This window comes from Dechloromonas denitrificans, from assembly GCF_020510665.1.
GTDB classification, from domain to species: Bacteria; Pseudomonadota; Gammaproteobacteria; order Burkholderiales; family Rhodocyclaceae; genus Azonexus; species Azonexus denitrificans_B.
The window spans coordinates 1,886,975-1,904,116 of sequence record NZ_CP075187.1 but is presented as its reverse complement, the minus strand read 5'-3'; the positions used below and the strand labels follow the sequence as shown (position 1 = coordinate 1,904,116).

Genomic DNA, 17,142 nt, shown 5'->3' with positions numbered 1-17,142 from the left:
TTTTCATGCAAGTCAAGAAGACCTGGAAACAGGTCGACGGTGTGCTGTTGCTCGACAAACCGATCGGCCTGACCTCCAACGACGCGCTGCAAAAGGCGCGTCGTTTGTTTTCGGCCGCCAAGGGGGGGCATACCGGGACGCTCGATCCGCTGGCGACCGGTCTGTTGCCGCTGTGTTTTGGCGAAGCGACCAAATTTTCGGCCGACCTGCTCGATGCCGATAAAACTTACGAAGCCCTCCTGCAACTGGGTGTCACGACTGACTCCGGCGATGCCGACGGGGTGGTTTTGACCACTGCTGCGGTCAACGTCTCCGAAACCGATGTTTTGGCCGTCTTGCCTCGTTTCATTGGCGATATCCAGCAGATTCCGCCGATGCATTCGGCCCTCAAGCGCAATGGCCGGCCGCTTTACGAGTTGGCGCGCAAGGGTATCGAGGTTGAGCGTGAGCCGCGTGCAGTGACGATTCACAGCATCGACATGCTGGGGCTGGAGGGTGACACCCTGAGCTTGCGCGTCAGTTGCAGCAAGGGGACCTACATCCGCGTACTGGCCACCGATATCGGTGCCTTGCTTGGTTGTGGCGCGCACCTGAAAGGCTTGCGACGGACCCGGGTGGGTGACCTCGATCTGCAGAATTCAGTAACCCTTGCCGAGCTTGAAGCACTCGATGAGGCCGGACGGGCAGGGCGCCTGCAGCCGGTCGATGCGCTGGTCAGCAGCCTGCCGGTCATTTCGGTCGAAGGCGAAGCCGAGCAACGCTTCCGGCACGGTAATCCGGTCGATTTGCCAGTCGGCATGAGCGGCAAGATCCGTGTTTATGCGGCGGGATACCTGATTGGTGTGGGCGAGCCGGGGCCTGATGGCCGGCTTTGGCCAAAACGTTTGGTACAACTCGCCGTAAAAGAGTTATAATTCAAGGCTTCCTGTTGCCAACAGGGAGTTTTTTAACTGGCGCTGGCTCTATCAAACCGGGGCGGCGTCGTAACCATGAAAGAGAGTTTGAAATGGCATTCACTACTGAAGTCAAGGCTGCAATCGTTGCAGAATTCCAGCGCGCTCCGGGCGACACCGGTTCTTCCGAAGTTCAGATCGCTCTGCTGACCGCACGCATCAACGACCTGACGCCGCACTTCAAGGAACACTCCAAGGATCACCACTCCCGTCGTGGTCTGCTGCGCCTGGTTAGCCAGCGTCGCAAGCTGCTGGACTACCTCAAGGGCAAGGATGTTGATTCCTACCGTACCCTGATTACCCGCCTCGGTCTGCGCAAGTAAGCCAGAACGAAGCCACGAAAGAGCGGCCCGGATTTTTCCCGGCCGCTTTTTTTGCTTTTTGCAGTGCTGTTTGTCGTTTTGTTGTAAGTTGTTGATAAATCGTTGTTTATTGTGTTGAGAGTGAAAGGAAACTATGTTTAATGTCGTGAAAAAAACGTTCGCCTATGGTGCCCATCAAGTCACCATCGAAACCGGCGAAGTTGCCCGCCAGGCTGGCGGTGCTGTCCTCGTTTCCATGGAAGAAACCGTGGTTCTGGTTACCGTCGTGGCTGCCAAGAATGCCAAGCCGGGCCAGGATTTCTTCCCGCTGACCGTCGATTACCAGGAAAAAACCTACGCTGCCGGCCGTATCCCCGGTGGTTTCTTCAAGCGTGAAGGCCGTCCTTCCGAAAAGGAAACGCTGACCTGCCGCCTGATCGATCGCCCGATCCGTCCGCTGTTCCCGGAAGGTTTCTACAACGAAGTTCAGGTTATCGCTACCGTGATGTCCCTGAACCCGGAAATTGACTCCGACATTCCGGCCCTGATCGGTGCTTCCGCTGCGCTGGCTATCTCCGGCGTGCCGTTCAACGGTCCGATCGGCGCTGCCCGCGTCGGTTACATCGATGGCCAGTACGTCCTGTGCCCGACCCTGAGCCAGCTCAAATCCAGCCAGCTCGACCTCGTTGTTGCCGGTACCGAAGCGGCCGTGCTGATGGTTGAATCCGAAGCCGATCAACTGTCCGAAGAGGTCATGCTCGGCGCCGTGGTTTTCGGCCATACCGAAATGCAGAAGGCGATCAACGCCATCAACGAACTGGTTGAAGAAGCCGGCAAGCCGGAATGGGAATGGCAAGCTGCGCCGAAGGATGAAGCGCTGGTTGCCAGCCTGACCGCCCTGGTCGGTGCCAAGCTCGAAGAAGCCTACAACATCACCGTCAAGCAAACGCGCAGCCAGGCCGTCAAGGTCATCCGTGCTGAAGCCGTTGCTGCCCTGTGTAGCGGTGCCGAAGGCGCCCCGGACGAAAACACTGTTGGCAATCTGTTCCACGAAATCGAAGCTTCCATCGTTCGTGGCCGCATCCTGAGCGGTGCTCCGCGTATCGACGGTCGCGACACGCGCACCGTGCGCCCAATCACCATGCGTTCCGGCGTCCTGCCGCGCACCCATGGCTCGGCGCTGTTTACCCGTGGCGAAACCCAGGCGCTGGCTGTCGCCACGCTCGGCACCAACCGCGACGAGCAGATCATCGATGCGTTGGCCGGCGAATACCGCGACCGCTTCATGCTGCATTACAACATGCCCCCGTATGCTACCGGCGAATGCGGTCGTGTCGGTACGCCGAAGCGTCGCGAAATCGGTCATGGCCGTCTGGCCAAGCGTGCGCTGCTTGCCGTGCTGCCGAAGCCGGAAGATTTCTCCTACTCGATGCGTCTGGTTTCGGAAATCACCGAATCCAATGGTTCGTCCTCAATGGCTTCCGTTTGCGGCGGCTGTCTGGCGCTGCTGGATGCTGGCGTGCCGCTCAAGGCACACGTTGCTGGTATCGCCATGGGTCTGATCAAGGACGGCAACCGTTTCGCCGTGCTGACCGACATCCTCGGCGACGAAGATCACCTCGGCGACATGGACTTCAAGGTGGCTGGTTCGACGACCGGTATCACCGCGCTGCAGATGGATATCAAGATCCAGGGCATCACCAAGGAAATCATGCAGGTTGCACTGGCTCAGGCCAAGGATGCCCGTATCCACATTCTGAACCTGATGCAGGAATCGGCTGCAGGTCCGCGTGAAGAGATGTCTGCTTACGCGCCGCGTCTGTACACCTTCAAGATCAACCCGGAAAAGATCCGTGACGTCATCGGCAAGGGTGGTGCAGTTATCCGCGCCCTGACCGAAGAAACCGGTACGACGATCGACATCCAGGACGACGGTACGATCACCATCGCCGCCACCAGCGGCGAAGCGGCTGCTGCCGCTCGTTCGCGTATCGATGCGATCACCGCGGAAGTCGAAATCGGCAAGATCTACGAAGGTACCGTACTGAAGATTCTTGATTTCGGTGCCATCGTTTCCGTGTTGCCGGGCAAGGATGGTCTGCTGCATATCTCGCAGATCGCCCAGGAGCGTGTCAACAAGGTCGAAGACTACGTCAAGGAAGGCCAGATCGTTCGCGTCAAGGTTCTCGAAACCGACGACCGCGGTCGCGTCAAGCTGTCGATGAAGGCTGTTGCTGCAGAAGAGGGTGGCGCTGCCGCTCCTGCACCGGAAGCCGCTCAGTAATAGCGTGGTCAGCGGGCCTGCTTCGGCAGGCCTCTGAAAAAACAAAGGGCGCCGCAAGGCGCCCTTTGTTTTTGCGGTTCGGTGTAAGTCGACCGCAGGAATCAGACGGGCGAATTACTTCGCCATCTGGCGTTCCTTCATTTCTTCCAGCGTCTTGCAGTCAATGCACAGCGTGGCCGTCGGGCGAGCCTCCAGGCGCTTGATGCCAACTTCGACGCCGCATTTGTCGCAGAAGCCGTAATCGCCGCTTTCGATGCGGCCGAGCGTTTCGTCGATTTTCTTGATCAGCTTGCGTTCACGGTCGCGATTGCGCAATTCGATGGCGATATCGGTTTCCTGGCTGGCACGGTCGTTCGGGTCGGCAAAGACAGTTGCTTCGTCCTGCATGGTGTGTACCGTGCGGTCGATATCTTCACCCAATTCCTTTTTGAGTGTTTCAAGGATTTTGCGGAAATGCGCGAGTTGCTTCGCGCTCATGTACTCCTCGCCCTCTTTGGGTTCGTACGGGGGGAAATGTTTGTGGAGGAGCTCTTCTGCCATTTTGCTTGTGTGTCCCAGTTACGAAAAAGGCGATTAAATATCAGATTGGCGTAGTTTTCGCAAGAAAAGTTTGTTTCAAAAACATAGGCTCCTGATCTGGTGCGGATTTCGGGGTGGTGCTATAATGCAATTCTTGTGTCGGGGCGTAGCGCAGTCTGGTAGCGCATCTGCTTTGGGAGCAGAGGGTCGTGAGTTCGAATCCCACCGCCCCGACCATCCATTTCTGGTTTTCCCCCTCTAGTGCCCGTAGCTCAACTGGATAGAGCAGCTGCCTTCTAAGCAGCAGGTCGGGGGTTCGAGTCCCTCCGGGCACACCAGCGCAAATTCTTCTGCTGCGCTTTGGTTTCGATAAATCCATTTGGTAAGTAGCTGGCGGTTCGCCGTGTTTTTCGGTGAGCCCCATTCGTCAGGCAAAGAGCCATGTCGGCTCAACCTGGCAAATCCATCATGTCGTGTGGCACGGTGGTTATGGCGCGGATAGCGCATCAAGGAAGCAAGAACGTAATAATGATTGTTGAACAATTAAGAGACAAAGCACTCAAGCTTTGCGCTGATCATGGCATTACCGCCCAGCCTTATGCTGGTGGTTGGTGGCTTGTAGGTGAAAAAATAAATCGTGTCGTTGGCGAGTTGGCTGGCCTGAGTGCCTCTGACCTGATGCCATTGCCGATCATGGCTCGATAAAACGGGTCTGCGCTGTAAAAACAAAGCCGGGGAAACCCGGCTTTTTGCTTGATTGGGCGCCACACCGGTTATGCTATGTCTTTTGCAAGACACGGCAATTCGCGGGAGAGGTTGATGCTGTCCGGAATACCTGATGATGAACCGCTGAGTTTCATTGATGAACCAGAGTTGCCCGAAGGCGGGGATTTGCCTGTCTGGCGGATTCTGGTGGTTGATGACGAGCCGGATGTCCATGAAGCCACGCTGCTGGCGCTCAAGGACATGCAGATTGAAGGGCGCGGACTGGCCTTTGTTCATGCCTATTCCGCCGGCGAGGCCAGAGCCTGCCTGACCCAGTATGACGACCTGGCTGTCGTGCTGCTCGATGTGGTGATGGAATCCGATGACGCAGGTTTGCGTCTGGTGCGTTTCATCCGCGACGAATTGGGAAATCGCGCCATGCGCGTGATTTTACGCACCGGCCAGCCGGGCTATGCACCGGAAATCGATACGATCCAGCTTTATGACATCAATGATTACAAGACCAAGTCGGAGCTGACCCGAGTTCGCCTGTTTACCTCGTTGACCGTGGCAATCCGCTCTTACTGGCAAATTCATCAGCTTGAAGCGAGCCGGCGTGGCTTGGCCCTGATTGTTGGTGCAGGTAACGAGTTGAGCAAGCCACGTGGCCTGCAGCGTTTTGCCGAAGGTGTTGTGACTCAGTTGTGTGCCTTGCTCGGGATTGGTGAGGAAGGCTTGGTCTGTGCGGTTGATGGGGATTTTGGACGTCCCCCGACCGTGCTGGCTGCCGCTGGGTGTTACGCCGGATGGATGGGGCGGTCGCTCGACGATATTTCCGACAGGCGGGTGCGCGAAGAGCTGGAGAAGGTTTTTTCCGGACGCAGCCACCAGTTTGGCGAGGCTACCTGCCTTTATTTCGGTGGAACGGGCAACCAGGCGTTGGCGGCATTCGTCGATGTCCGGCACCCACTCAGCACGCTTGATCGCAATTTGCTGGAAGTGTTCTGCAGCAATATTTCGGTCGGCTTCGAGAATATGCAGCTTTACCGCCGGATCAGTAACCTGGCTTTCGAGGATGGCCTGGTCAAGTTGCCGAATCGCAACAGCCTGCTGACCCTGATCGATCAGCGCCCCAGTGAGGCAGATACCCTGGCGCTGGTCGATATCGATGGCTTTGCCGATATCAACAGCATTCTGGACCAAAGTTTCGGCGATGCCGTACTGGTTGCTGTGGCAACAAGGTTGCGCCAGATGTTTCCGCCCACGGTGGTGGTTGCCCGCGTCGGTAGCGATGTTTTCAGCGTACTGGGACCGGCGACAGAGATTACGCCGGAAAGCATTGCACATATTTTCTCGGCGCCTTTCACGGTCGACGCAGAAAATTTGCGACTTTCGGCCACCGCTGGCCTGGTCAATCTGAGTGATTCGTCGTTCAAGGGCGTCGAGTTGCTCAAGAATGCTGCGGTTTCGCTCAAGCTGGCGAAAAACTTCAGCCGTGGCAAATCGCTTTACTTCGAGCCGGCGCACGCCAATTCGGCGCGCGAACGGATGCAACTGCTCAGTCAGCTGCGTCAGGCTTTTTCTGCCGAACGCCTTTTTCCCGTCTATCAGCCATTTGTCGATCTGGCGAGTGGCCGCTTTGTCGGGGCGGAAGTGTTATTGCGCTGGCGGACGGAGGAGGGTGCGTTCGTTCCGCCGGATCGTTTCATTCCGCTGGCCGAGCAATCCGGCCTGATGGTGGCGATCGGCGATTGGGTGATGCGCAGCGCCTTTCAGTTTCTGGCGCGTCTGGCTGCCGTCGGGCTGACTGATTTCCGGATGGCGATCAATGTGTCGCACGTTCAGTTTCGCGAACCTGACTTCGTCGACCGCCTGGTTTCGGCCATGGCTGAATACAAGGTCAGTCCGGCCAACGTCGAAATCGAGCTGACCGAATCGGTGGCCATCGACAACATCGAACTGATCGGCAAAAAGCTGGCTGCCGTGCGTGCCGCCGGCGTTGCAATCGCGATCGACGATTTCGGGACGGGCTATTCGTCGCTCAACATCATTCGCCAGTTGAACGTCGATCGCCTGAAGATCGATCGTGCCTTTGTCAGTGGTGAAGGCAGCAGCGACGATCACTACGGTATTGCCCACATGGTGATTCAGCTGGCTGAACAGCTCGGGCTGGAAACCATTGCCGAAGGGATAGAAACCGATGCACAGCGCGATTCGCTGCTGGCCATGGGCTGTCGCGATGGCCAGGGATATCTCTTTTCCCGACCGTTGCCGGCCGAGGAGTTTCTCGCCTTGCTGCGGACTTGAGCGAGCAGCCGCCCAAGTCCGCGCAGGTTTTTACTCCTTGATTGCTTCGATGGCGATGTCGATACGCACTTCGTCACCGACGTAAGGCGCGTACTTGCCGGCGTTGAATTCGGAACGCTTGACCACGGTAAAGGCGTTGGCGCCGATCGCATCCTTCTTCATCATCGGGTGCGGCATGGCCTGGAAGGAAGTCACGGTCAGGGTAACCGGCTTGGTCACGCCCTTCAGCGTCAGGTTGCCTTCGATGCTGGCCGGCTTGTCACCTTCGAAAACCACTTTGGTGGACTTGAACGTAGCCGTCGGGAACTTGGCGGTATCGAGGAAGTCTTCGCCCTGGATGTGCTCGTTGAAGGTCGGGTAGCCGGTATCGACCGATTTGGCATCAATCACGATGTCGACCGCACCGCTCTTGGCAGCCTTGTCGAAGATGACCTTGCCGGTCGTCTTGTTGAAGCGGCTGAGCTGGGTGGAGTAGCCGAAGTGGCTGTACGAGAAGCGCGGATAGGTGTGCGTGCCTTCAACCACGTAGGTTTCCGGTGCGGCCAGTGCCGGGATGGCAACGGTCGAAGCGAGGACGAGGGCGGCGGTGAGTTTGCTCAGTTTTTGCATGGTGATTCTCCTGTTTTGAGGTTGGGGTTACTTGCTGTTGGCGGTAATGCGGAATTTGATCAGGACATCGTTGGCGACAATGTCGAACTTGGCCCAGGTGCCTTCGCCAATTGAAAAATCGGCCCGGCGGATGGTGAAACTGCCATCGAAGACGCCGCTCTTGCCTTGTGCTGCAAAGGTGGCGGGGACGACAACATCCTGCGTCTTGCCCTTGATGCTCAACTGTCCGGTTACTTCGTACTTGTTGCCGCCGAGGGCCTTGACGCCGGTCGAGACAAACTTTGCCGTCGGGAAGACCTTGGTGTTGAACCAGGGTTTGCCGGCCACTTCATCGTCGCCTTCCGGTGCGCCGGTATCGACGCTGGCCAGTTCGACATCGAAGCTGGCCTTGGCAGCGGCCGGCTTGGCCGGGTCAAAAGTCAGCTGGCTGGAAAAGCGCTTGAATTTGCCGTCGACCGCGACACCCATCTGCTTGTACGTAAAGTTGATGGCGCTCTTATCGGCTTGAACCTGGGTGAATTCGGCGGCCTGTACCGAGAAGGCGGTGGCCAGTGCAAAGGCGAGGGCGATGCGTTTCATGTTAATGCTCCTTGGAATGGCGGGGCAGCATCCGGCGAAGGATGTCGTCCTTGTCGATAAAGTGGTGTTTGAGGGCGGCCGCGATGTGACCGAGCAGCGTTGCGACAAAAAGCAGGTTGAGGCCCATGTGAATGGTCTGCAGCAACTGGCCGAGTTCCTTGTCCTTGCCGATCAGGTCGGGGATCGGCAACAGGCCGAACCAGACTGTCTGGAAGCCTTTGGCTGAACTCATCAGCCAGCCGGACAGCGGGATGGCCAGCATCAGCAGGTAGAGCGCCAGGTGCCCGGCGTGAGCAATCCATTGCAGCGGTTTCGGCATGCTGGCCGGCAAGGCGGGCGGCTGATGCGTGATGCGCCAGGCCAACCGGACCAGGACGAGCAGGAAAGCACTGACGCCAGCCCACTTGTGCCAGGAATAAAGTTGCAGCTTTTCCGGCGAAAGCGGCAGGTCATGCATGTAAAAACCGAGTGCCAGCAGGCCGATGAGCAGGATGGCCATCAGCCAGTGCAGGCTTTTGGCTGTTCGGGTGTAGTGCTTTGTCACGGTCAACCTCCTTATTGCGGCAAAAATGAATAAGCGTCCATGGCGATGACGTAATCGTCGATGCCGGCATGGATGCGTTGTGGCTGTGCGTTCTGCCCGGCTGCGCCGAGGGCCACGTAAAGGGGCAGCAGGTGTTCTTCGCTCGGGTGCGCCTGAACGCCTCCGGGGGCCTGGCGGCGATAGTCGAGCAGGGCGTCGATGGCTCCGGCGCTGATCTGCTCGCTGATCCAGGTCGAAAACTGGCGGACATAAGCAGGCGTCTGCCCGTCGCTGGCTGCCGCGGCCTGATAGTCGCGCAGGTTGTGCGTCACATTGCCCGAGGTGATGATCAGGAAGCCGCGTGCAACGAGCGGAGCCAGTGCCTGACCCAGGCGATAAGCTTGCTGTACGCCGCCCCGGCTCTGGATCGAGAGCGGAATGACCGGAATGTCGGCTTCCGGGAACATCAGGCGCAGCGGTACCCAGGCGCCGTGGTCCAGGCCGCGTCCGGCATCGGCCTGTGCCGGAAGACCGGCTGACTGGAGTGCAGCGACCACTTCTTCGGCAGCTTCGCGGCAACCTGTGGCCGGGTAGCGCAGGGCATAAAGCGCTTCCGGAAAGCCCCAGAAATCATGAATGGTCTCGGGGCGGTCAGCAAATCCAACTGTCGGTTCTACCGTATCCCAATGTGCGCTGACTACGATGATGGCTCGCGGCGAGGGTAGGGCGCCCGCCGCGGCGGCGATGGCGGCTCCGGCAGCACCGGGGCGCAAGGCGAAGGTCGGGGCGCCGTGAGGTACGAAAAGCGTCGGTAGATGATGTGACATGAATGCAACTCCTGAATCGATGGGCGTACTTTATTCCTCCTTTTTGAGTCGAAATAGCAGACAATCAACAAATGTTTATTGCTAATTGAGCAACAATGGATCGACTTGAAGCCATGCATCTGTTCGTTCGTGTCGCCGAGTTGGGCAGTTTTTCTGCGGTTGCGCAGCAGTTGGGCGTGGCCCGCTCGGTCGTGACACGGCAAATTGCCGCACTCGAAAGTCACCTCGGCATCAAATTGATGGTGCGCAGTACGCGTCGGCTGGCGATGACCTCGGCGGGGACGGCTTATCTGGAAAAGTGCCGGGTGATCCTGAATCTGGTCGAGTCGGCTGAAACCGATGTGGCCCAAGAGCGCCTGGCGCCGCGCGGCAATATCCGCATCAGCCTACCGCTGACTTTCGGCATCAAACGCCTGGCCCCTCTACTGATCGAATTTTCCGGCCTTTATCCGGAGGTCAGCCTGGACATGGATTATTCCGATCGTCGGGTCAAATTGATCGAGGAGGGGATCGATCTGTCGATCCGCATCACCCGCCGGCTTGATCCCGGTGATGTGGCGCGCAAGATTGGTTCGGGGCAGATGTACGTTGTGGCCTCTCCGGATTACCTGGCGCGCCACGGTCGACCGCAGCATCCGTCCGAATTGATTCATCACGAATGCCTCGGCTACACGGCCGGTGGCAGCATGCAGCACTGGCAATTCCTGATTGCCGGCCAGCCGGAAAGTTTTCCCGTGCGCAGCAGAATCAATGCCAACAACGGCGAGGTCCTGACCGAAGCTGCTGCCCAGGGCTTGGGGCTGACCTTGCAGCCTGATTTCATCCTCGATGCATTTCTGCAGGCCGGGCGTATCGAAAGTATTCTCGACGCGTTTCCCGTGCCCGAACTGGGGATCTATGCCATGTTGCCGAGTAATCGCCATGTTCCGCACAGGGTGCGGGTCTTGATGGATTTTCTGAGCCAGCGGCTGGGTTGAGTTCAAACAATAATGTGATGACATTATTCTGGTAAGCTCATTCAGGATTTCAATAAAAAGAGCCGGGAATCGTTATGCGAATCATGATCGTCGACGACAACGCAGCCATGCGGAAAGTCCTCGCCGCCCTGTTTGTCAGTGCCGGGCATGAAGTGGTGGCCGTCCTTGAGGATGGCAGCCGGCTTGAGCAGTCTGTGCACGATACGGCGCCGGAGTTGCTCTGCCTTGACTATCACTTGCCGGGTCGCAACGGGCTGGTGTTGCTGCGGACCATCAATGCGCTGGCGCCGGATGTCGATGTGGTTTTCATGACCGCATCGAGCGAACAGAATATTGAAGGCATGGCGGCCGATGCCGGAGCAGCCGGATTTATCCGCAAGCCTTTCAGCCAGTCCCAGATCATCGACGAATTACATGCCATCGAGGAAACGCGCAAGCACGCGCGCCAGCCTCAACGCAAGGGGCCGGCCTTGTTCGGCGGTCGGGTCAGCGGCAGCGTGGTGGTGGCCGATGACAACAGTTCGGTTCGTCTGGTGCTCAAGGGCTTGCTGGAGGAATGCGGCCTGAAGGTTGTCCAGTCGGTGGCCAGCGGTTCTGAGGCGATTACTGCGGCGCGGCAGCATAAGCCGAAACTGCTCTGTCTCGACGTCAACATGCCGGTCATGGGCGGGATCGAGGCGTTGCCGCAGATCGTTGCCGCCAGCCCGGAAACAGCGGTCATCATGGTGACCGGTTGCGCGGACAAGAAACTGGTTGCCGAGGCCGCCGGTCTGGGTGCGCGTGGTTACATCATCAAGCCATTGCGCCCGGCTTACGTGCAGGATTTCGTCCGCAAGCTGTTCGGTATCTGATTTTTTAAGGGCATGCCGATGGATCGTCGCCTGTTTCTTGCACTTCCTTGGCTGTTGGCCGGCTGCAAACCGGCGTCGCCGGCTTTTCGCAATACCGAATTGAACAAGCCGGCTTTCGGCAAACGGCTGGCGCTGCAAGATCATGAAGGCCAGATGCGCTCGTTGGCTGATTTTTCCGGCAAGGTCATCATCCTTTTCTTCGGTTACACCTCCTGTCCGGACATTTGCCCGACCATGCTTGCCCGCCTGGCGGAAGTGATGAACAAACTGGGGACGATGGCCGAGCGGGTTCAGGTGCTCTTTGTTACGCTCGATCCGGAACGTGACAGTGCCGCGAGGCTGAAGGATTTCGTCCCGTGGTTTCATCCCTCGTTCCTCGGTTTGCGCGGTTCCACGGAAGAAACCAGGCGGGTTGCCGAAGAGTTCCGGGTGTTCAGCGCCCGCAAGGAAGTCGGCAGCGAGTTGGGCTACATCCTCGATCATTCGGCCGGCGCCTACTTGTTCGACCCCACCGGGCAATTGCGGCTCTACGTCGGAGACCAGGCCGGTGTCGACGATATCGTGGCCGATATTCGGCTGCTTCTGGCCGGTTGACCGCGAAATTTACTGAATGAAGGGAAGGTTCAGCGTATCGGTATCGTTCGCTGCACCGCTGAATTCCCGGCACAGATCGAGAAAGGTCTGCATCGCCGGGTTGATGTTGCGCTGGCGGTGCCGGGCAAAATAAAAGTGGCGGCGGAGATCGAATTGCGGTGTCTTGATCTCGACCAGACTGCCACGGCGGAAAGCTTCGCGCAGCGACAGGCGCGACAGGCAGCCGATGCCGATGCCCGATTCGACGGCCCGCTTGATCGCTTCGGTGTGTTCCAGTTCGAGCTGGATGTGGGCATGGGCCAGGGGGCGGGCAATTGCCCGGTCGAACAATTCGCGCGTGCCTGAACCGCGTTCGCGGACAATCCATTTTTCTTCGGCCAGCCGACTTGTCTCGGCAGCACCCGCGGCAGCCAGTGGATGATGCGGGGCACAAAAAACGACCAGTGCATCGTCGATCCACGGTTCCAGTACCAGATCCGGGTGGTTGGCTTCGCCTTCGATCAGGCCGAGATCGAGTTGATAACCGAGCAGTCGTTCGACAATGCTGTGCGTGTTGGCGACCTGCAAGCCGATTTTGGCTGCCGGATGGCGTTGCAGGTATTCGGCAACGACCAGCGTGGCCAGGTAGTTGCCGATGGTCAGCGTGGCGCCGACGGCGAGCGGCCCGAGCGTGCTGCCGGACAGAAAGCCTTCGATATCGGCCGCCCGGGCCAGCATGTTCTTGGCTTGCGGCAACAGTGCCCGGCCGGTGCCGTTCAAATGCAGCGATTTGCCGATGCGGTCGAACAAGGGGCAATCGAATTGCCGCTCCAGTTCAACCAGCGCGCTGCTGGCGGCTGATTGCGACATCGATAATTGCTCGGCTGCGCGCGAGACGTTTTCAGTCCGGGCAATGGCAGCAAAGATTTCAATCTGGCGCAGGGTGATTCGCATATCTATTTTATCGTTAGATGTTAGAGAAATTATCCGCTTATATATCTAAGAGGCAAGACCTATCATCCAGTTCAGCCAATTCTCTGCAGGAACATCATCATGAGCGCACTTGCTACCGAAAAAATTCTCTCCGTCCATCACTGGAACGACACGCTGTTTTCGTTCCGCACGACGCGCGACCCGGGGTTGCGCTTCATCAACGGCCAGTTCGTGATGATTGGTCTTGAGGTCGATGGTCGCCCGCTGACCCGTGCCTACAGCATTGCCAGCGCCAATCACGAGGAGCATCTCGAATTTTTCAGCATCAAGGTGCCGAATGGTCCGCTCACCTCGCGCCTGCAGCACCTGCAACCGGGTGATCCGATCATTGTCAGCAAGAAGCCGACGGGAACGTTGGTCCTGCGCGATCTGAAGCCGGGCAAGCGGCTTTTCATGTTTGCCACCGGTACCGGCCTGGCGCCGTTCATGAGCTTGATCCATGATCCGGAAACCTATGAAAAATTTGAACAGATCGTGCTCATCCACGGGGTGCGCCTGACCAATGAGCTGGCCTATCACGACTACATCGAGCACGAGATCAAGGAGCACGAATTCTTCGGCGACTGGGCGCGTGAGAAGCTGGTTTATTACCCGACCGTGACGCGTGAAAAATTTCGCAACAATGGCCGTCTGACCGACCTGATCCGTTCCGGCAAGCTCTACGCCGATCTCGGAATCGATCGGCTCGATCCGGCGAGCGACCGGGCGATGATCTGCGGTGGTCCCGACATGTTGAAAGACACGGCAGCTTTGCTCGACGAGCTCGGTTTCGAAATTTCGCGACATATTGGCGAAGCCGGTGATTACGTGATCGAACGGGCTTTCGTCGAAAAATAGTCGGTTTCTTCGGGCTGACGAAACGCGAACCGGCGGCGCTTTGATACAGGGGCGGGTTAAAATACTGCCTTTGTATTCCGGCGTTTCCGGATAGGGTTTTTACAGCATGCATAACATCGAAAAAGTGCCGACCGTCGGCTTCGTTAGCCTGGGTTGTCCCAAGGCCAGCTCGGACGCTGAGCGTATCCTGACCAAGCTGCGTGCCGAAGGTTACGAAATCTCGCCGAGCTACGAGAATTCCGACCTGGTGATCGTCAATACCTGTGGATTCATCGACGCTGCCGTCGAGGAATCACTCGACGCCATCGGCGAGGCGCTCAACGAAAACGGCAAGGTCATTGTCACCGGCTGCCTCGGTGCCAAGGGCGACATCGTGCAGAACACCCATCCGTCCGTGCTCGCCGTGACTGGCCCGCATTCCGCCGACGAAGTGATGGGTTACGTACATAGCCACCTGCCCAAGCCGCACGATCCGTACAGTGATCTGGTGCCGGCCCAGGGTGTGCGTCTGACGCCGGATCACTTTGCCTATTTGAAGATTTCCGAAGGCTGCAACCATAGCTGCACTTTCTGCATCATCCCGTCGCTGCGCGGTCCGCTGGTATCGCGTCCGGTTGGCGATGTACTAGCCGAGGCCGAGAATCTGGCCCGCGCCGGCGTCAAGGAAATCCTCGTCATCTCGCAGGACACCTCGGCCTATGGCGTCGATCTCAAGTACCGCACCGCCTTCTGGGGCGGCAAGCCGGTCAAGAGCCGGCTCAAGGAATTGTGCGAGGCGCTGGCCAGCTTCGGCATCTGGGTTCGCCTGCATTACGTTTATCCGTACCCGTCGGTCGATGATGTCATTCCGCTGATGGCCGAAGGCAAGATCCTGCCTTACCTCGATGTGCCGTTCCAGCACGCCAGCCCGAAAATCCTGAAGGCGATGAAGCGTCCGGCCTCGGCTGAGAATACGCTGGAACGCATCGCCAAGTGGCGCGAAATTTGTCCGGAAATCGTCATTCGCTCGACCTTCATCACCGGCTTCCCCGGTGAAACGGAAGAGGATTTCGACCAGCTGATCCAGTTCCTCGAAGATGCCAAGCTTGATCGCGTCGGTGCCTTTGCCTACTCGCCGGTCGAGGGAGCCAAGGCCAACGAACTCGGCCTGCTCCTGCCGGAAAGCGTGCGCGAAGACCGCCGTCGCTGGCTGATGCAGGTTCAGGAAGACATTTCGGCAGCCAAGCTCGAAGCCAAGATCGACACCACCATCCAGGTGCTGGTCGATGCGGTTGATGAAGAAGGCACGATTGCCCGCTCCAAAGCGGATGCACCGGAAATCGACGGCCTGGTGTACATCGACGGCTATTTTGATGCCCAGCCGGGCGATTTCCTGCAAGTGAAGGTTGTCGACGCCGACCACCATGACCTCTTCGCCCAGCCTGTCTGAACGGCTGGTTGCGCATCTGGCCGAAGTGGTCGGGGCACAGCATGTCCTGACCGATCCGGCTGAGATTGCCCCCTTCGTGACGGATTGGCGGGGGCGGTTTCATGGTGCGGCGCACTGCGTGGTGCGCCCGGCGAACAGTGCTGAAGTAGCTGCCGTGGTCAAGGCGTGTGCCGAAGCCGGGGTTCCGGTCGTGCCTCAGGGCGGCAATACCAGCCTGTGTGGTGCGGCGACGGCCGATGATGCGGGCTTGGCCATCGTCATCAGCCTGGGGCGCTTGAACCGCATTCTCGCGGTCGACCCTGCCAATCACACCATTTCGGTTCAGGCCGGCTGTACGCTGGCGGCAGTCCAGGAAGCCGCTCGCGCTGCTGGCCGGCTGTTCCCGCTGGCTCTGGCGTCGGAAGGTACTTGCCAGATTGGCGGCAACTTGTCGACCAATGCCGGCGGCGTTCAGGTCTTGCGCTATGGCAATACGCGCGAACTGACGCTCGGTCTTGAAGTCGTGCTGCCCAACGGCGAATTGTGGGGTGGCCTGCGCGGCCTGCGCAAAGACAATACCGGCTACGACCTGAAACACCTTTTCATCGGTGCCGAAGGAACGCTGGGCATTATTACGGCGGCTGTGCTCAAGCTTTACCCATTGCCGCGCAGCCTGACGACCAGTTTCATCTGCCTGGCTTCGCCGGCTGCCGCGGTCGACCTGCTGAATGCAGCAAAATCGCGATTCGATGCGCAATTGACGGCTTTCGAACTGATTTCGGAAGAGGCGCTGGGGCTGGTCCTGAAACATATTCCCGATGCGCAGCGACCAATTGCCGGTTCGCCCTGGTATGTGCTGGCCGAGTTTGCCGATGCAGCACCGGCTTCGGTCGAAGCCTGGCTGGGCGAGATGCTTGAGGCTGCAGCGATCAGCGATGCCGTGCTGGCGCAGAGCGAAACGCAGGCGAGGAAATTGTGGGCCTTGCGTGAAAATATTTCGGAGGCACAGAAAATCGAGGGGGTGAGTATCAAGCACGATGTTTCGGTGCCGGTTTCACGTATCCCGGAATTTCTCGCCTTGGCCGATGCGGCGCTGCTTGAAGCGTTTCCCGCAATCCGCATCGTGGCCTTCGGGCATGTCGGTGACGGCAACCTGCATTACAACCTGTCGAAACCCGATGCGCAGGAAAATACGGCTTTCATTGCCAGCCAGCCGCAGGTCAATCGCATCGTGCATGACACGGTCGACGCGCTGAATGGTTCGATTTCGGCGGAGCACGGGATCGGCCAGTTGAAGCGCGATGAACTGCTGCGTTACAAGAGTCCGGTCGAAATGGCCATGATGCGCTCGATCAAGCAGGCGCTTGACCCGCGCAACCTGATGAATCCGGGCAAGATTCTCTAAAACGCAGCACGGCGGGCGATGCCTGCCGGTTCAAACCTTTTCCGGGATGGCGGCCATGACTTTCAGCCAACCCTGGGCAGCCTCGTCGCCCGCGGCAGAAAAGGCCGCCGCAAGGTGGCGGGCCTGGATGCCGGTCAATTCCTCTTCCAGCGCGATCCCGGCATCGGTCAGCGTCAATTGCTTGACCCGGCGGTCATGCTCGGCCAGGTCTACGCTGACCAGCGCCGATGCGATCAGTTGGCGCAATGGCCCGTTGAGTGCCTGTTTCGATACGCCGAGGATGCCGAGCAGGGTATTGACCGATGTTTTCGGGTGGCGCCCGACAAAATACAGTATCCGGTGATGTACCCGACCCAGCCCGCGCTGCGCCAGCAGTTGATCCGGCTGCGAGGTAAAAGCACGGTAGGCGAAGAAGAACTGCTCGGCGGCGTTGCGCAGTCCATCGATGTTATTTAGGTCAACCATATTGACATGGTAGTGGGGTTTGCCT

General features: G+C 58.5%; 18 protein-coding genes and 2 tRNA genes. 13 read left to right on the top strand and 7 right to left on the bottom strand.

Translation table 11 applies throughout. The annotated features are described in order from the left end of the window. Positions 1-5: 5 nt before the first annotated feature. From truB to pnp, 3 genes are all read left to right on the top strand, one after another. Positions 6-914: a tRNA pseudouridine(55) synthase TruB gene (gene truB / locus KI614_RS08930; RefSeq protein WP_226404777.1), complete on the top strand. Its 909-nt coding sequence runs from the start codon at positions 6-8 to the stop codon at positions 912-914. A 92-nt stretch (positions 915-1,006) separates the two neighbouring features. Beyond that, positions 1,007-1,276, top strand: coding sequence for a 30S ribosomal protein S15 (gene rpsO, locus KI614_RS08925; protein ID WP_203466782.1), 270 nt, complete (start codon positions 1,007-1,009; stop codon positions 1,274-1,276). A 133-nt stretch (positions 1,277-1,409) separates the two neighbouring features. Further along, on the top strand, positions 1,410-3,539 hold the full coding sequence (pnp, locus tag KI614_RS08920; protein WP_226404775.1) for a polyribonucleotide nucleotidyltransferase: 2,130 nt from the start codon (positions 1,410-1,412) through the stop codon (positions 3,537-3,539). Between the two features lie 114 nt (positions 3,540-3,653). Here the strand turns inward: pnp and dksA are convergent, their stop codons facing one another. Next, complete coding sequence (gene dksA / locus KI614_RS08915) at positions 3,654-4,079, bottom strand: RNA polymerase-binding protein DksA (protein ID WP_203466780.1); 426 nt, start codon at positions 4,077-4,079, stop codon at positions 3,654-3,656. A 139-nt stretch (positions 4,080-4,218) separates the two neighbouring features. Between dksA and KI614_RS08910 the strand changes: the two genes are divergently transcribed. The 4 genes from KI614_RS08910 (at position 4,219) to KI614_RS08895 (ending at position 7,070) form a co-directional block, all read left to right on the top strand. Beyond that, positions 4,219-4,295, top strand: a tRNA-Pro gene (locus KI614_RS08910). A gap of 24 nt (positions 4,296-4,319) precedes the next feature. Continuing rightward, a tRNA-Arg gene (locus tag KI614_RS08905) sits at positions 4,320-4,396 on the top strand. 103 nt (positions 4,397-4,499) lie between these two features. Beyond that, the gene (locus KI614_RS08900) at positions 4,500-4,763 is read left to right on the top strand and encodes a hypothetical protein (protein ID WP_226404773.1); all 264 of its coding nucleotides are present in this window, start codon (positions 4,500-4,502) and stop codon (positions 4,761-4,763) included. Between the two features lie 114 nt (positions 4,764-4,877). Beyond that, positions 4,878-7,070 (top strand): EAL domain-containing protein, encoded by a 2,193-nt coding sequence (locus tag KI614_RS08895; RefSeq protein WP_226404770.1) that lies wholly within the window; start codon positions 4,878-4,880, stop codon positions 7,068-7,070. Positions 7,071-7,100: 30 nt separating this feature from the next. On the opposite strand, the gene KI614_RS08890 is transcribed toward KI614_RS08895, so the two are convergent. Genes KI614_RS08890 through KI614_RS08875 form a run of 4 tightly spaced genes read right to left on the bottom strand, consistent with a single transcriptional unit; the run spans position 7,101 to position 9,608 of the window. Then, on the bottom strand, positions 7,101-7,679 hold the full coding sequence (locus KI614_RS08890; RefSeq protein WP_226404768.1) for a YceI family protein: 579 nt from the start codon (positions 7,677-7,679) through the stop codon (positions 7,101-7,103). A gap of 27 nt (positions 7,680-7,706) precedes the next feature. Beyond that, the gene (locus KI614_RS08885; protein ID WP_226404765.1) at positions 7,707-8,258 is read right to left on the bottom strand and encodes a YceI family protein; all 552 of its coding nucleotides are present in this window, start codon (positions 8,256-8,258) and stop codon (positions 7,707-7,709) included. Between the two features lies 1 nt (position 8,259). After that, a complete protein-coding gene (locus tag KI614_RS08880; protein ID WP_413464197.1) occupies positions 8,260-8,757 on the bottom strand; it encodes a cytochrome b in 498 nt (165 codons plus the stop codon). A gap of 56 nt (positions 8,758-8,813) precedes the next feature. Beyond that, positions 8,814-9,608 carry a DODA-type extradiol aromatic ring-opening family dioxygenase gene (locus tag KI614_RS08875; RefSeq protein ID WP_226404761.1) on the bottom strand — a complete coding sequence of 265 codons (795 nt, stop codon included), beginning with the start codon at positions 9,606-9,608 and terminating at the stop codon, positions 8,814-8,816. A 95-nt stretch (positions 9,609-9,703) separates the two neighbouring features. Here KI614_RS08875 and KI614_RS08870 point away from each other — a divergent pair, with 95 nt between their 5' ends. The 3 genes from KI614_RS08870 (at position 9,704) to KI614_RS08860 (ending at position 12,030) form a co-directional block, all read left to right on the top strand. Then, entirely contained in the window at positions 9,704-10,585 is an 882-nt protein-coding gene (locus KI614_RS08870) for a LysR family transcriptional regulator (RefSeq protein ID WP_226404759.1), read from the top strand. A gap of 74 nt (positions 10,586-10,659) precedes the next feature. Continuing rightward, positions 10,660-11,436, top strand: coding sequence for a response regulator (locus KI614_RS08865; protein ID WP_226404757.1), 777 nt, complete (start codon positions 10,660-10,662; stop codon positions 11,434-11,436). A gap of 18 nt (positions 11,437-11,454) precedes the next feature. Further along, on the top strand, positions 11,455-12,030 hold the full coding sequence (locus tag KI614_RS08860; protein WP_226404755.1) for an SCO family protein: 576 nt from the start codon (positions 11,455-11,457) through the stop codon (positions 12,028-12,030). 9 nt (positions 12,031-12,039) lie between these two features. Here the strand turns inward: KI614_RS08860 and KI614_RS08855 are convergent, their stop codons facing one another. Then, complete coding sequence (locus tag KI614_RS08855; RefSeq protein ID WP_226404753.1) at positions 12,040-12,963, bottom strand: LysR family transcriptional regulator; 924 nt, start codon at positions 12,961-12,963, stop codon at positions 12,040-12,042. 99 nt (positions 12,964-13,062) lie between these two features. Here KI614_RS08855 and KI614_RS08850 point away from each other — a divergent pair, with 99 nt between their 5' ends. From KI614_RS08850 to KI614_RS08840, 3 genes are all read left to right on the top strand, one after another. Beyond that, positions 13,063-13,839: a ferredoxin--NADP reductase gene (locus KI614_RS08850; protein WP_226404751.1), complete on the top strand. Its 777-nt coding sequence runs from the start codon at positions 13,063-13,065 to the stop codon at positions 13,837-13,839. Positions 13,840-13,945: 106 nt separating this feature from the next. Beyond that, on the top strand, positions 13,946-15,268 hold the full coding sequence (gene rimO, locus KI614_RS08845; protein WP_203466734.1) for a 30S ribosomal protein S12 methylthiotransferase RimO: 1,323 nt from the start codon (positions 13,946-13,948) through the stop codon (positions 15,266-15,268). Beyond that, positions 15,243-16,652: an FAD-binding oxidoreductase gene (locus KI614_RS08840; RefSeq protein ID WP_226404748.1), complete on the top strand. Its 1,410-nt coding sequence runs from the start codon at positions 15,243-15,245 to the stop codon at positions 16,650-16,652. Before rimO ends, KI614_RS08840 begins: the two co-directional genes overlap by 26 nt. 30 nt (positions 16,653-16,682) lie before the next feature. On the opposite strand, the gene KI614_RS08835 is transcribed toward KI614_RS08840, so the two are convergent. Then, positions 16,683-17,117, bottom strand: coding sequence for a MarR family winged helix-turn-helix transcriptional regulator (locus tag KI614_RS08835; protein WP_226404746.1), 435 nt, complete (start codon positions 17,115-17,117; stop codon positions 16,683-16,685). Positions 17,118-17,142 lie beyond the last annotated feature (25 nt).